Origin of the sequence: Massilia sp. TWP1-3-3 (assembly GCF_049897805.1) — a bacterium.
In the GTDB taxonomy this organism is placed as follows: Bacteria; Pseudomonadota; Gammaproteobacteria; order Burkholderiales; family Burkholderiaceae_D; genus Telluria_A.
In genome coordinates, this window is record NZ_JAFCWX010000002.1 from 1 (window position 1) to 16,139 (window position 16,139).

Annotated in this window: 7 protein-coding genes; 3 read left to right on the forward strand and 4 right to left on the reverse strand. The window is 56.7% G+C overall.

Annotated features, from left to right (window positions below; all coding sequences use genetic code 11):
• Window positions 1-112: 112 nt before the first annotated feature.
• Window positions 113-1,444, reverse strand: a complete 1,332-nt coding sequence (locus ACP7D4_RS01730; protein ID WP_426207606.1) for a tetratricopeptide repeat protein — start codon at window positions 1,442-1,444, stop codon at window positions 113-115.
• A 186-nt stretch (window positions 1,445-1,630) separates the two neighbouring features.
• Here ACP7D4_RS01730 and ACP7D4_RS01735 point away from each other — a divergent pair, with 186 nt between their 5' ends.
• A complete protein-coding gene (locus ACP7D4_RS01735; protein WP_426207607.1) occupies window positions 1,631-1,831 on the forward strand; it encodes a hypothetical protein in 201 nt (66 codons plus the stop codon).
• Between the two features lie 164 nt (window positions 1,832-1,995).
• Here the strand turns inward: ACP7D4_RS01735 and ACP7D4_RS01740 are convergent, their stop codons facing one another.
• Complete coding sequence (locus ACP7D4_RS01740; protein WP_426207608.1) at window positions 1,996-3,741, reverse strand: M4 family metallopeptidase; 1,746 nt, start codon at window positions 3,739-3,741, stop codon at window positions 1,996-1,998.
• A gap of 532 nt (window positions 3,742-4,273) precedes the next feature.
• Between ACP7D4_RS01740 and ACP7D4_RS01745 the strand changes: the two genes are divergently transcribed.
• Both ACP7D4_RS01745 and ACP7D4_RS01750 read left to right on the forward strand, forming a co-directional pair.
• Window positions 4,274-5,038, forward strand: a complete 765-nt coding sequence (locus ACP7D4_RS01745) for an SDR family oxidoreductase (protein WP_426207609.1) — start codon at window positions 4,274-4,276, stop codon at window positions 5,036-5,038.
• A 530-nt stretch (window positions 5,039-5,568) separates the two neighbouring features.
• Window positions 5,569-7,305: a hypothetical protein gene (locus ACP7D4_RS01750; RefSeq protein WP_426207610.1), complete on the forward strand. Its 1,737-nt coding sequence runs from the start codon at window positions 5,569-5,571 to the stop codon at window positions 7,303-7,305.
• Between the two features lie 100 nt (window positions 7,306-7,405).
• On the opposite strand, the gene rpoC is transcribed toward ACP7D4_RS01750, so the two are convergent.
• Both rpoC and rpoB read right to left on the reverse strand, forming a co-directional pair.
• On the reverse strand, window positions 7,406-11,644 hold the full coding sequence (gene rpoC / locus ACP7D4_RS01755) for a DNA-directed RNA polymerase subunit beta' (protein WP_426207611.1): 4,239 nt from the start codon (window positions 11,642-11,644) through the stop codon (window positions 7,406-7,408).
• Window positions 11,645-11,792: 148 nt separating this feature from the next.
• Window positions 11,793-15,899 carry a DNA-directed RNA polymerase subunit beta gene (rpoB, locus tag ACP7D4_RS01760; protein ID WP_426207612.1) on the reverse strand — a complete coding sequence of 1,369 codons (4,107 nt, stop codon included), beginning with the start codon at window positions 15,897-15,899 and terminating at the stop codon, window positions 11,793-11,795.
• Window positions 15,900-16,139: the final 240 nt, after the last annotated feature.

Below are 16,139 nucleotides of genomic sequence, written 5' to 3' on the forward strand. Positions count from 1 at the left end.
TAATATGGCACCGAAACCGTATATATGGACCGCGAAAGCGACCGACATTCTTGCCAAAGTCACGCGCGCTCGTGCCAAACTTAATAAGCTTCAATCTGTTTGACGCACTACACTAGATGGAGATTTCGGAAAGAAATCCCGCTGCATTCATATCGTCGATGAAGAAGGCCGCCAGCACGCTAAAATTCAGGCTCTTGAACGCTTCACCCATGTCCGTTCGATAGATTTTTGTGCGAGCAATTTCAGCATTGACGGCACCATTGGCGGGGCGCTTGTAAGCGGTAAGCGTGTATTGCAAATATCCACCGCCGCCAGGCACACGGTCGTACTCGTGGGTCAGTTCAAGAGCCTGGCCGCAATCGTGCCGGCGCATGGCCGTGTTCATATGCTCGCCCGCGCGTGCCGCATCGGCCGGATCGAGCTGAAGGATGATCAGCCGGTAGCCCGACATTTGAGCCGCCATGGCTCCCGTGATGCTTTGATTGGTAAGGTCGATCAATCGCCTGAAATGCGTTGCCCCGTCAACGCCGGCCTGTTCGCCGGGCGCCATCTTGCGCACGAGCACGGCGCAACGCGAACGCAGGGGGTTGGCGGCACTGGGCAAAGGGCCGGCTTTTTGCGCCTGCACCAGCGTTTGCCGGTCAAGCCAAACTTGCATGCCCTTACGCGCATCCTCCCGCTCGGCATCACTCAGGCTGCCTTGCAATTGCGCCAGGGCGCTTTTGGCGTCGGGGTTGCCGACGCGTTCCGAAATCAGGAACCAGGTATAAGCGCGCTTCGCGTCACCTTTGACGCCACGCCCATCGGCATACATGGCGCCAACGGCCTGCGGCGCGGTTCGGTCACCATGTAATGCCGCGCGTTCCAGCCAGATGAGCGCCTGACCGAGGTGCGTCTTTTCCTTGAAACCGTTGTAGTAGAGCAGTCCCAGATTGAACTGAGCTGCAAGGTCGCCGGCGTTCGCGGCCAGGGTCAAAAAGCGCTCGCCCTCCTCCGGGTTGGGAGCTACTTTTCCGCTGAAGTACAGCCGCCCCAAAGCTGCCTGCGCCTCGCGCAGACCGAGATTGGCGGCCTTGCGGTAATACTCCACAGCAGCCGGGAAATCGGGTTTCTGGCCCACGCCCTTTTCCTGCATCGCGCCCAGACTGTACACGGCTCGCGCCACGTTTTTGGCCTCCGCCTGCAACAGCAACTCCTTCGCCTTGGTGATGTCTTTGGAAACGCCGACGCCTTCCAGGTACATATACCCGAGAAGCAAATAAGCTTCTCCATTGCCCTTGGCGGCGCCTTCCTGATAACACGCAATGGCGCGTGGGTAATCCTGACTCTGCTGGTATTTCTTGCCGGCGGCGAGATCGCATGCTGTGCCGGGATCCGCTTGAACTGCCGCCGAAATGAGCATGGCGGCGATGGAGGAAAATATTCTCGTGCGAAGTGACAGCATCAGGTTCCATTATTGAACGCGGGTCGGATTGCCTGATTGTACCGCCAACATTCTCGCATCATCAGGCCGATGCATCCGCGGACATTCGTTTCGGCAACGTTGGAACAAAAGATGGTACATTGACACTACTACGGCTTCGCAAGGTCGCGCAGCCTGGTTTATTTATTTGTCATATCGGAGCTCACATTGGACATTCTCGAGTTTATTGTTGGCTGTTTCGAAGACGTTGCCGAGTGGCGTATTGTCCTGATGATCGTGATCGGCATCACCCTTGCCACACTGTCGCTGATCTGGGTGCGACCCCAGCCGGTCGCTATTATTCTGGCAGCCGTCGGATTCGTCGGCAGCGTTATCTGTGGGTTCTACTGGCAACGTTCCCTTAGATGAAGAGGACTTTGCTCTACGAAAAAAACGGCACCGGATTTCACCACGGCGCCGTTTTCATTGCGGGATAACGATACTTGCTCGTTTACCGTAAAACGAAGCGCACCCACACGGGGCGGGAGCGCTTCGTATCACAACGGCCGTCCTATGGGACGGCCGGACCATGCCTACCCAGGGATATCGGCGCCGACGTTGATTGCCGCATAAGCGCGCTGAACCGCCTTCGCTTCCGGGCTACCGACGCCATACAATTCCTGCGCGGCGGCCAGCACCTTGTTGCGCGCGTCGGCGTAGTTGGTCGACGACGTGAACTTGGTGCTCAGCGCCTTGAACCAGATCCGCATCGCCTTGTCGCTGCCGATGCCGACCATGGCCCTTGGCGACTGGACCAGATACTTGCTGTAATACTCGCTGGTGCTGGTCGCGCTCGACCCTTTGGCCAGGAAGTAGAACATGCGGTTGTTGGGGCCACTGCTGTAGTGCACGTTCAAGCCCGCGAGCGAGGTGCTCCATGCGTCCGGACTTGCGCCATCCTTGCTAGGCTTGTACAAGTAGCGCAGGGGCAAGCCGTTCTTGGCGATTTCCTTGCCGGTCACCCAGTCGTTGCCGGTGGCCGGGATGACGCTGCCGGTGCCACCGGCGCGCGCGTAGGCTTCGGTCATTTCGCCGCCGATGTCGGAGTTCGACTCGTTCAGGCCACCCGACTCGCCGCTGTAGGTCAGATTCGACGTGGCAGCGGTGATACCGTGCGACATCTCGTGGCCAATCACGTCGATCGAGCCCAGGTTGTTAAAGCTGCTGCCACCGTCGCCGATGTACATGCAGCGGCAGGTGTCGGTGTAATAGGCATTGTCGTAAGCGGTGTTGACGTGCACGGCGATGTAGGTCGCCGTGTTCTGGCCGTTCAGCGAGCGCCAGCCCAGCACGTTCTTGTACATGTCGTAGGTGTTCATCAGGCCCCACATGGCGTTGACCGCGGCGGTCTGGCCATTGGCGCTGGTGGTGCTGCCGCCGGCGATATACTGTGCGCCGTCGCCCCAGCTGTTGTTGGTGTCCGTGTACACGGCGCCGGCAGTGGTGCCGTGATTGGCGTTGGTAATTGCCATGCCCCCGTAAGTGCCGGAGATGCCGCGCGAGGTGTCGATCATCTGGTAGGTCGACCCGACCAGCTTGGTGTTCAGCGGAACCGTGCCGTTGTACTGGCTGTAGCCGGTAGCGGCCACGCTTTGCAGCGCATCCCACTGGGCGAGGATGGCGCCGGTCTTGGCGCTGACGATGGTGTCGTGGAACACGCGACGCTCACCGGCCGCAGTGCGGGTCTTGACCAGGTAGGCCAGCTCGTAGCCGGACACGACCTGTTCCAGATCCATGGCATTCAGTTCGCTTTCAGCCTTGTTAAGGGCGGACGGGATGCGCTCTTCCTTGATGATCGGGTAAAGCATCAGTTCGGCGCTAGGCGGATCGATGGCAACGCCTTTCTGCACGGAGCCGGAAGCCTTGGCAATGGCGGCCTGGGCGGTCAGGGAAGCATTCACGTTGATCGCGCTAAAGCCGTTGTTGCGGGCCAGCGGCGAACGGCGGTCGGCGATCGACTCGCTGATGATTTCGCCGCGCGCGCCGGTGACGACCACCGATTCGGAACCGAATACGCGCACACCCTTGTAGGTATGGTTCAAGCGCGAGACGGTGGTGCCGGAGACGCCCGGGTGCTGCGCGGCGACGGCGAAGCCGTGATCCGCGCCGAGACCGTTTTTGCCGCGCTGCGCCATCAGGGTACCAACCAGCTGCGCTTGTGACGAGGCCGAAATTGCGACCGGGTCGCCCATGAGTTGGTTTCCTGCGAACGCCGATTCAGCAGCCAGCAATGGCAAGGCAGCAATGGCGGCAGCCAGCAAAGTCTTTTGCAAATTCATGTTTACTCCAAGAAGATTAGTGTTTTATGGGTGCACCTGGATCACAGGCGGATGCGTCGCTATGCGCATCGATTCAGGCTACGACGTTAAGCTGAGCTTGGTCAATTGAACTGATCAATTGAGTCGAAGTGTGTCGCGGTGTGTATTTTTAGTCGTTTTTCGTGTCATAAAACATTCTGTTTAGCATTTACAAGTGCCTGTTTGATACCGATATCTGGCACGCTGAACAAATTATGACGAATGCATAGTTGTATACACATGCTGAACGTTGGCTTAAACAGGGTGTACACCAAATAATCATCGAAAGCGGACGGCTGCCACTTTTCGCGAAATGCAAAATGCGGCGTGCAGTTCTGGACGGGGTCATGGGACGCGAGGCAGCGGGCACGCAAGAGGCCAGCGGACTGACGGTTGGGGCCAGGGGGCCACAGTGTGGACATTGTGCAGGCAATCAGAAGCAAGAAACGGATAGAGCAGAGCGAACCGCGTCACTATGCTGAGAGGCTCAAACAAATCAAGAAGGAGCCGGAAAATGAATCAGTTATCAGGACGCGTGGCGATCGTAACGGAGGCGAGTTCGGGCATTGGCTACGAGACGGCGAAGCTGTTCGCGAAGGAGGGAGCCAAGGTGGTGGTGACCGGGCGTCGTCAAGACGCGCTGGACAAGCTGGTGAACGAGATTGAACGCGGGGGCGGCCAGGCGATTGCCGTCGCGGGAGACATCAGGGAGGAGCAACTCGCCCGTGCATTGGTGGATACTGCAGTAGATCGCTTTGGGGGACTCGACATTGCCTTCAATAACGTCGGCGCGACCGGGGAAAGTGTGCCGGTACCGGATATGTCAGCGCAGGCCTGGCATGCGGTATTGGACACAAACCTGACCAGCGCCTTTTTCGGTGCAAAATATCAAATTCCAGCGATGGTAAAACGCGGCGGCGGCTCGATCATTTTTACCTCGACCTTCGTCGGCCATACGGCAAGCTTTCCAGGCATGGGGGCCTATGCGGCCAGCAAGGCTGGCTTGATTGGACTCATGCAAGTAATCGCCGTGGAGTATGGATCGCACGGAATCCGTGCCAATGCGCTTCTTCCCGGCGGAACGGACACGCCATTGGGGCGCAGCTTCAGCAATACACCGGAAACGCGTGCTTTCGTTGAAGGGCTGCACGCGTTGAAGCGGCTGGCATTGCCGGGGGAGATTGCACGATCGGTGCTTTATCTCGCGTCCGATGCTTCGAGTTTTACGACGGGGTCGAGCATGTTGGCCGATGGGGGGATTTCCATCAATCGGACGTGATCGGGAATAGGCAGGCCAGGGTCTTGCATTTCGGGGACTCACTAATGATGCACAAGAAACGACGGAGTCAACAAGCGTCGTGCGTTTTTTGACGGCAGCCAGTTCCGTTCCTGATGAGCACGTGTCCAATTTTCGCACTGACCCCGTGCCGCTGATCCTGACCCCATGTCGCTGACCCAGTACCATGTCCTGACCCCATGCCATGTCTGAGACCCGACCTTTGTCGCCTCGCGCTTGGCTTGGCCCCGGTGCCGCGCCGCCCCGTCCCGCCTGCTGACATACCCGAAAGGACCGTCAATTTGTCCATCTGTGTCAGCACTGCCTCCGAGCGGTGGCGCGACCTGGAGTGATTCCCAACCCCATCGCGTGTCCTTACCCGTTTCGCGTAGCGACTAGACAGAATCTCTTGTATTCCGAGATAACCAACTAGGAATAGAGAAGTTTTCCCGTGTAACCTTATCACCTTCAGTAAATTGCATTTCCGTCAAGAACTAGACTAAAATGAGTTTCACTGAAAAACGGGGTGGGTTATGGGCGACTTAAAAGTAGCATCTGGTTTAAAGCAACTCTTCAATCATCGGAAACGACTGCTAATTCTTGGGCTAACAGGCCGCACAGGGAGCGGATGTACGACATTGGCAACTATTCTCCAAGAATCAAAATTTGAAGAATTAAATATCCGGCATCCGCCGATTCCCCCGGTCACACACGAAGATCGAAAATTTCGGGTGGTAATCGATTGGATCGCAACCAACTGGCACCCGTTTAGAAAAATTTCAGTAAGCGAACTGATAGCAGGGCACGTGGCACTCTACGGGTTTAGCTCATTTCTAACCTTCATCAACAATCTTTGCAATGAACACCCGCAACTCGGAGGTACGAATCTCGAGCCACTTGCAAGTTTAGAAACAATATTCAATGCAGCCTCATCGTCTGCTAACGAGTCGAAATTATGGGATCCGTCTTATGAACGTCGCGATGAGATGGCTTCAGTTACCGCCTTCATATTTGGCGCACTGCCAGTTTTCTCAAAAATGTTTCGCAAGGCACTTACGGAGCAGAGTCCAAATTTAGACTCCCTGTTCTTTCAAACCGTTGGGGATAATATTCGACGATCGGGGGCACCCTATGACGTGCAAAACGATCCGGAGAAACTCTTCACCATCCCTCGAGTTCTTGAAAAGCTAATTGATTTCTGCATATACGAGGATGAAAAAAGCGGTTCCCCAACCTATCTCGTTATCGATGCAATTCGCCATCCCTTCGAGGCTAGGTATCTGCAAGAACGATACGCCTATTTTTATCTGCTCGCGGTGACCGCGTCTGATAATGACCGTAAGCAAAGGCTCATAGATCAACAATTCAGAGCGGATGAGATTGTACGCTTGGACATCAAAGAGTATCCTCGAGAGAAGAAAGGCGAGAAGTTGAAGGGGTATGACTTGCTTGTATCCCAGGACATTCAGTCCTCAATCGAGAACGCAGATATCTATTTGTTTAACGAAAACGACAGCTCCTCAGCGCATAGCCCCCATTCCCTAAAAGAGCAAGTACTGCGTTACATAAGTTTGATGATGCACCCCGGACTAATCACCCCGACGAATATTGAGAGATGCATGCAAGCGGCTTTCACAGCAAAGCTTAACTCAGGATGCATTTCCCGGCAGGTGGGCGCCGTAGTAGCTGATAGTGGCTATTCCGTAAAGTCGATCGGCTGGAACGACGTGCCTCGAGGTCAGGTACCATGCGCGCTGCGTAACGTTCGCCACTTATTCTCTCAACAAGATCCAAATGCCTTTAGCGAATATGAAAACGGTGAGGAATTCAGAACCCATATTTTGGCGCAGCCATTGGCGCGCCTTCAGCTGCCTCATTATGAAGGGCGCAATTTATCCTACTGCTTCAAAGCCAACTACAACGAATTAAAAGACGAGAAGAATCAGGTGCACACTAGATCGCTTCATGCCGAGGAGAACGCATTTCTTCAACTTGCGAGAGGGACGGGTCAGGTAGCCGAAGGAGGGTTCCTGTTCACAACGGCGAGTCCCTGCGAATTATGCGCGAAAAAGGCATTCCAACTTGGCATCAGTTTAATCTACTTCATCGATCCCTATCCCGGCATTTCAAACGTCCACGTGTTGGCTCACGGTAAAAAAGAATTCCGTCCTCAACTGAGGCAATTCACAGGCGCCGTAGGACGCACATATCATCAGTTGTTTGCACCCATAATGCCAATGAAGGATGAGCTCAGCTTCTTAATTCCATGAACGTTTGAATAATAGGCCGCTGGGAGCAGTTACCAAGCCAATCAGAGCTAAAAAAAACGGCGCCCGCAGGCGCCGTTTTTCATTTCGGGAATAACGAAACTTACGCTTCGTCACCACCATGCTGCTGAACCGCAGTGTCTTCCAGCGATTGCAAGTCCGCCGACATCGATGCTTTCTCCGCATCGAGCAGGGCCTTGCGCTCTTCGACTTCCCACGCTTCTTTTTCCTTCTTGGCGCGATGGAATGCCAAGCCGGTACCGCCAGGAATCAGGCGACCGACGATGACGTTTTCCTTCAGGCCGCGCAGCGAATCGCGCTTGCCCATAATCGCAGCTTCGGTCAGAACACGCGTGGTTTCCTGGAACGATGCAGCCGAGATGAACGAGTCGGTCGACAGCGATGCCTTGGTAATACCCAGCAGTACGTTTTCGTACGTTGCAGGGATCTTGCCGGCGGCGGTCACGCGGTCGTTTTCGTCCAGCAGTTCCGAACGCTCAACCTGTTCACCAACGATGTAATTCGCGTCGCCCGCTTCCACGATCTGCACGCGGCGCAGCATCTGGCGCACGATCACTTCGATGTGCTTGTCGTTAATTTTCACGCCCTGCAGACGGTACACGTCCTGCACTTCGTCAACGATGTAACGCGCCAGCGCTTCGATACCCAGCAAACGCAGAATGTCCTGTGGATCGGCCGGGCCATCCACAATCATCTCGCCCTTGTTCACTACCTGGCCGTCGTGTACCAGCACTTGCTTGTCCTTGGTGATCAGGAACTCGTGCTTGTTGCCGTCCATGTCCGTGATTTCCAGACGCTGCTTGCCCTTGGTCTCTTTACCGAACGCAACCGTACCGGTCACTTCAGCCAGCATACCGGCATCCTTCGGCGAACGCGCTTCGAACAGCTCGGCAACCCTTGGCAGACCACCGGTAATGTCGCGCGTTTTCTGCGATTCGGTCGGGATACGTGCCAGCACTTCGCCGACCGATACCGACTGACCATCTTTCACCATGATCAGCGCGCCAACCTGGAAGCCAATCGCCACCGAGTGCTCGGTGCCGGCGATCTTGACTTCTTCGTTGACGTCGTTCAGCAGTTTGACCTGCGGACGCAGCGTCTTGGTCAGCGAACCGCGACGTTTTGCATCGATCGCCACCAGGGTCGACAGACCGGTCACATCATCGACCTGGCGCGCTACGGTAACGCCTTCTTCGACGTTCTCGAAGCGCACGGTACCAGCGTACTCGGTGATGATCGGACGAGTCAGCGGATCCCACGTTGCAAGGGCCGTACCGGCCTTGATCACGTTGCCATCCTTGACGATCAGCGTCGCGCCGTACGGCACTTTATGACGCTCACGCTCACGGCCATGGTCGTCGGTGATCAGCACTTCGCCGGAACGGCTGATGACGATCTGCGAACCCTTGCCGTTGGTAACGTAACGCATGGTTGCGGTGAAACGGATGGTACCGTTCGACTTCGCTTCCACCGACGAGGCGACTGCCGCACGCGATGCCGCACCACCAATGTGGAAGGTACGCATGGTCAGCTGGGTACCCGGCTCACCAATCGACTGCGCAGCAACCACACCGACTGCCTCACCGGAGTTGACCATCGAGCCGCGGCCCAGGTCGCGGCCGTAGCACATGGCGCACAGGCCGAAGCGCGTGTCGCAAGTGAGTGGCGTACGTACTTTGACTTCATCGATCGACAGGCGTTCAATTTCTTCGACCATGTCTTCGTCCAGCAGCGAGCCCGCTTCGTACAGCGTTTCCTGGGATTCAGGATTGACGATGTCGTTCACGTTCACACGGCCAAGGATACGGTCGCGCAATGGCTCGATGACTTCACCGCCTTCGACCATCGCCTTCATCAGCGCGCCGTTGGTGGTGCCGCAATCGTCCTCGATCACAACCAGATCCTGGGTCACGTCGACCAGGCGACGCGTCAGGTAACCCGAGTTTGCCGTTTTCAGTGCCGTATCGGCCAGACCTTTACGAGCGCCGTGGGTCGAAATAAAGTACTGCAACACGTTCAGACCTTCGCGGAAGTTCGCGGTAATCGGCGTTTCGATAATCGAACCGTCCGGCTTGGCCATCAGGCCTCGCATACCAGCCAACTGGCGAATCTGGGCTGCCGAACCGCGGGCGCCCGAGTCGGCCATCATGTAAATCGCGTTGAACGATTCCTGCGTCGACTTGGTGCCGTCGCGGCGGATGACGTCTTCTACTTTGAGCTGGTCCATCATGGCCTTGCCGACTTCGTCCGAGGTCTTGCCCCAGATGTCGACGACCTTGTTGTAACGCTCGCCAGCGGTGACCAGACCGGACGAATACTGCTGTTCGATCTGTTTGACTTCCTGCTCTGCAGCGGAAATCAAGGTGACTTTTTGTGGCGGTACCAGCATGTCGTCAACGCAGATCGAGATACCGGCGCGCGTTGCGAGACGGAAACCGGACTGCATCAGCTTGTCGGCAAACACCACCGTGGCACGCAGGCCGCACTTGCGGAACGACGTGTTGATCAGCTTGGAAATCTCTTTCTTCTTCAGGGCGCGGTTCAGCACGCTGAACGGCAAGCCTTTAGGCAAGATTTCCGACAAGATCGCACGGCCAACCGTGGTTTCGTAACGCGTGACGGTGCGCACGAATTCTTCGGTTTCAAGGTTCTTCGGGTTCTCGACGATACGCACGGTAATGCGCGTCGTCAGTTCCACTTCCTTGTTGTCGTAGGCGCGAATGACTTCCGACACGTCGGTAAACAACATGCCTTCGTTCTTGGCGTTGATCGCTTCGCGGGTCGCGTAGTACAGACCGAGCACGATATCCTGGGAAGGAACGATCGACGGCTCGCCGTTTGACGGGAACAGGATGTTGTTCGACGCCAGCATCAGCGTACGCGCTTCCATCTGTGCTTCGATCGACAGCGGGACGTGGACAGCCATCTGGTCACCGTCGAAGTCGGCGTTGAACGCGGCGCAGACGAGTGGGTGCAGCTGGATGGCCTTGCCTTCAATCAGGACCGGCTCGAAAGCCTGGATACCAAGGCGGTGCAGCGTAGGCGCGCGGTTGAGCATGACCGGGTGTTCACGGATCACGTCTTCCAGGATGTCCCACACGACCGGCTCTTGAATCTCGACCAATTTCTTAGCGGCCTTGATCGTCGTTGCCAGACCCATCAGTTCGAGCTTGTTGAAAATGAATGGCTTGAACAGTTCCAACGCCATCAGTTTCGGCAAGCCGCACTGGTGCAGTTTGAGCTGAGGACCCACGACGATGACGGAACGGCCCGAATAGTCGACGCGCTTACCCAGCAAGTTTTGACGGAAACGGCCGCCCTTACCCTTGATCATTTCAGCCAGCGACTTCAGCGGACGCTTGTTGGCGCCGGTCATCGCTTTACCGCGCCGGCCATTGTCCAGCAGCGAATCGACCGCTTCTTGCAGCATGCGCTTTTCGTTACGCGTAATAATTTCCGGCGCGCGCAATTCCATCAGGCGCTTCAGGCGGTTATTACGGTTGATGACGCGGCGATACAGGTCGTTCAGGTCGGACGTTGCAAAGCGGCCGCCGTCAAGCGGTACCAGCGGACGCAATTCCGGCGGCAGCACTGGCAGCACTTCCATGATCATCCAGTCCGGCTTGATGCCCGAACGCTGGAATGCCTCAAGCACTTTGAGGCGCTTGGCGTATTTCTTGATCTTCGCTTCGGACTTCGATTCCTTCAGTTCCACGCGCAAGGCTTCGGCATCGCGGTGGATGTCGATCGAGCGCAGCAGTTCACGGATACCTTCGGCACCCATGAAGGCGGTGAAGTCGTCGCCGTACTCTTCGTACTTGGCGGCGTAGTCGTCTTCTGACATGATCTGGCACTTCTTGAGCGGCGTCATGCCCGGATCGGTCACGACGTATGCTTCGAAGTACAGCACGCGTTCGATGTCCCGCAGCGTCATGTCCAGGACCATGCCCAGACGCGACGGCAGCGACTTCAGAAACCAGATGTGCGCGGTAGGCGACGCCAGTTCGATGTGGCCCATGCGCTCGCGACGCACTTTTGCCAGGGTAACTTCAACGCCGCACTTTTCGCAGATGACACCGCGGTGCTTGAGGCGCTTGTACTTGCCGCACAGGCATTCGTAGTCCTTGATTGGACCAAAAATCTTGGCGCAGAACAGACCATCGCGCTCTGGCTTGAAGGTACGGTAGTTGATGGTTTCCGGCTTTTTGACTTCGCCGTAGGACCACGAACGGATTTTTTCAGGCGACGCCAGACCGATCTTGATCGCGTCAAACGTCTCGTTTTGCTGCACTTGCTTGAATAGATCGAGCAGAGCTTTCATGTATCACTCCAGGTGATTAAATTCTAATACGTCTAACTAACAACGCGCCGGCAACTGCTCCGTCATCTTCGCGTTGGCGGTGGACCCATATTGCCGCGCGACGCGGCGGACATGGGTCCCCGCGTTCGCGAGGACGACGTGGTGGAAATTAGTTCCGCTCGAGGTCGATATCGATACCCAGCGAACGAATTTCCTTGACCAGCACGTTGAACGATTCCGGCATACCCGCGTCGATCACATGGTCGCCTTTGACCAGGTTTTCGTACACTTTGGTACGGCCGTTCACGTCATCCGACTTGACAGTCAACATCTCTTGCAGCACGTACGATGCGCCGTATGCTTCCAGTGCCCAAACTTCCATCTCACCGAAGCGCTGGCCGCCGAACTGGGCTTTACCGCCCAGTGGCTGCTGCGTTACCAGCGAGTAAGGACCGGTCGAACGTGCGTGCATCTTGTCATCAACCAAGTGGTGCAGCTTGAGCACGTGCATGTAGCCAACAGTAACCTTGCGCTCGAACGCTTCGCCGGTACGGCCGTCATACATCGTGACCTGGTTCTTCGATGGCGTCATGCCCAGTTTCTTGGCGATCGGATCAGGATACGCCAAGTCCAGCATGCGGCGAATTTCCGACTCGTGCGCGCCGTCGAACACTGGCGTGGCAAACGGAACACCTTTTTTCAGGTTGTCCGCCAGCGTCATGATTTCGTCATCGCTGAAGTTGTCCAGGTCTTCCGACTTGCCCGTTTCGTTGTAGATCTGGTTGAGGAACTTGCGCACCTCAATGACCTTCGCTTGCGCAGCCAGCATTTCGCCGATGCGCAGGCCCAAGCCTTTGGCAGCCCAACCCAGGTGAGTCTCGAGAATCTGACCCACGTTCATCCGGGAAGGAACGCCCAGCGGGTTGAGCACGATGTCAGCTGGCGTACCGTCGGCCATGTAAGGCATGTCTTCAACAGGCACGATACGGGAAACCACACCCTTGTTACCGTGACGGCCGGCCATCTTGTCGCCCGACTGCAGGCGGCGCTTGACGGCCAGGTAGACCTTGACCATCTTTTGCACGCCTGGCTGCAGCTCGTCGCCTTGCGTGAGCTTCTTGCGCTTTTCTTCAAAGGCCAGGTCGAACTGGTGGCGCTTCTCGGCGATCGATTCCTTGATCGCTTCCAGAGCAGTGGCAGCATCGTCGTCCGCCGGGCGGATGTCGAACCAGTGGTACTTGTCCAGATCGTCCAGGTACTCTTTGCTGATGGCCTGGCCCTTGGCCATCTTTTTAGGACCGCCGTTGACAACTTTACCGATCAACATTTTTTCCAGACGTTGGAAGGCATCGCCTTCAACAATACGCATCTGGTCGTTCAGGTCGAGGCGGAAGCGCTTGAGCTCATCATCGATGATCTGCTGGGCGCGCTTGTCGCGGACGATGCCTTCGCGGGTGAAGACCTGGACGTCGATCACGGTGCCGACCATGCCCGAAGGCACGCGCAGCGACGTATCTTTGACGTCCGAAGCTTTTTCGCCGAAAATTGCGCGCAGCAGCTTTTCTTCAGGGGTCAGCTGGGTCTCGCCTTTTGGCGTAACTTTACCGACCAGGGTGTCGCCGGCCTGCACTTCAGCGCCGATGTAGACGATACCGGACTCATCCAGACGAGCCAGCTGGTTCTCAGCCAGGTTCGAGATGTCGCGCGTAATTTCTTCAGCGCCCAGCTTGGTATCGCGTGCAACGACGGACAGCTCTTCGATGTGAATCGAGGTGTAGCGGTCATCCTTGACGACGTTTTCCGAGATCAGGATCGAATCCTCGAAGTTCAGACCATTCCATGGCATAAACGCCACGAGCATGTTTTGGCCCAGAGCCAATTCGCCCAGGTCGGTCGATGCGCCATCGGCGATCACGTCGCGCTTGGCGACACGGTCGCCGACCTGCACGATCGGACGCTGGTTGATGTTGGTGTTCTGGTTCGAACGGGTGTACTTGATCAGGTTGTAGATGTCGACGCCGACTTCGCCAGCGGTGGCTTCATCGTCGTTGACGCGAATCACCACACGGCCTGCATCGATGTAGTCAACCACGCCGCCACGCAAGGCTTGCACGGTGGTGCCCGAGTCGACCGCAACGGTGCGCTCGATACCGGTACCGACGAACGCTTTTTCAGGGCGCAGGCAAGGAACTGCCTGGCGCTGCATGTTTGCACCCATCAATGCGCGGTTTGCATCATCGTGCTCGAGGAACGGAATCAGCGATGCCGCAACCGACACGATCTGGCCCGGCGCCACGTCCATGTACTGGATACGCTCCGGGGACACCAGGATCGTCTCGCCTGCTTCACGTGCGGACACCAGTTCATCCGACAGAGTGCCTTCCGACGAGATGGTCGCATTCGCCTGGGCGATGATGTAGCGGCCTTCTTCAATCGCGGACAGGTAGTCGATCTTGTCGGTGACCATGCTGTTTTCGACCTTGCGGTACGGCGTCTCGAGGAAGCCGTATTCGTTCAGACGGGCAAACAGTGCCAGCGAGTTGATCAGACCAATGTTCGGTCCCTCTGGCGTTTCGATCGGGCACACGCGGCCGTAGTGGGTCGGGTGCACGTCGCGCACTTCAAAGCCGGCGCGTTCGCGCGTCAGACCACCAGGGCCCAGAGCGGATACGCGGCGCTTGTGGGTGATTTCCGACAACGGGTTGGTCTGGTCCATAAACTGCGACAGCTGGGACGAACCGAAGAACTCGCGAATCGCAGCCGAAATCGGCTTCGAGTTGATCAGGTCGTGCGGCATCAGGTTGTCCGCTTCGGCTTGGCCGAGGCGTTCCTTGACGGCGCGCTCAACACGCACCAGGCCGGCGCGGAACTGGTTTTCGGCCAGCTCGCCCACGCAACGAACGCGACGGTTACCGAGGTGATCGATATCGTCGACTTCGCCGCGGCCATTGCGCAGTTCCACCAGAATCTTGATCACGGCCAGAACGTCATCGTTCGACAGTGTCATCATGCCGGTCAGTTCGTCACGACCGATACGACGGTTAAATTTCATGCGGCCAACGGCCGACAGGTCGTAGCGCTCAGGGCTGTAAAACAGGCCGTTGAACAGTGCCTCGACCGAATCTTCGGTCGGCGGCTCGCCAGGACGCATCATGCGGTAGATGGCAACCTTGGCGGCCATCTGGTCGGCGGTGTCGTCGATACGCAGCGTTTGCGAGATGTAGCCGCCCTGATCCAGGTCGTTCGTGTAGAGCGTCTGGATTTCGGAAATGTTTGCTTCGCGCAAACGGCCCATCAAGTCTTCGGTCAGCTCATCGTTGGCCGAAGCGACCACTTCGCCGGTATCGGCGTCGACGATATTCTTGGCCACCACGCGGCCGAGCAGGTAGTCTTCAGGCACGGAAATGTGCTTGATGCCAGCTGCTTCAATGTCGCGCACGTGCTTGGCGTTGATGCGCTTGTCTTTCAGCACCAGCGACTTGCCGGATTTGTCGACGATGTCGAAACGCGCGACTTCGCCACGCAAACGCTCGGCGACAAATTCCATTTCCGCGCCTTCGGAGCGCAGGTTGAAATTGTCGAACACGAAGAAGTTCGCGAGGATCTGCTCGTGCGACATGCCGATTGCCTTCAGCAAGATCGTCACAGGCATTTTACGGCGGCGGTCGACGCGGAAGAACAGAATGTCTTTCGGGTCAAACTCAAAGTCCAGCCACGAACCGCGGTAAGGAATGATACGCGCCGAGAACAGCAATTTGCCCGACGAGTGGGTCTTGCCGCGGTCGTGCTCGAAGAACACGCCAGGGGAACGGTGGAGCTGCGACACAATCACGCGCTCGGTACCGTTGATGACAAACGAACCGGTGGTCGTCATGAGCGGCAATTCGCCCATGTAGACTTCCTGCTCTTTCATTTCCTTGACCACAGGCTTGGTCGGCGATTCCTTGTCCAGAATCACCAGGCGAACCTTGGCGCGCAGCGGTGACGCGAACGTCAGGCCACGCTGTTGGCATTCCTTGACGTCAAAGGCGGGAGTGCCCAGGACATACGACAGGAATTCGAGGCGCGCAAAACCATTGTGCGACACGATAGGGAAAATCGAGGTAAAAGCCGACTGCAGGCCATCATTCTTGCGGTTCGACACAATTGTGTCGGCCTGTAAGAAATTCTCGTAAGATTCAAGCTGGGTAGCCAGAAGGAAGGGAACGTTGTGAACGTTGGCGCGCTTCGCGAATGATTTGCGAATGCGTTTCTTCTCAGTAAATGAGTAGTGCATGGACACTCCGTGAGTGACTAAAAGGATGAGAATTCAGGAATTGCCAGTGTGACTACCACACGCAAGCCCTCAATTCTCGAACTTCCCGTCATGATGATAAGAAGAACTGCGAATACTACTGCCTAAAACTTAAGCATGGCTTTATTCAGCCACAAATACGACAGGGACGACAAAAGAGCCAAAGCCGCATTCGCGCCCTTTCGGGAGAGAACCGCAAGCTTTGACTCCGGCGCAAACTTA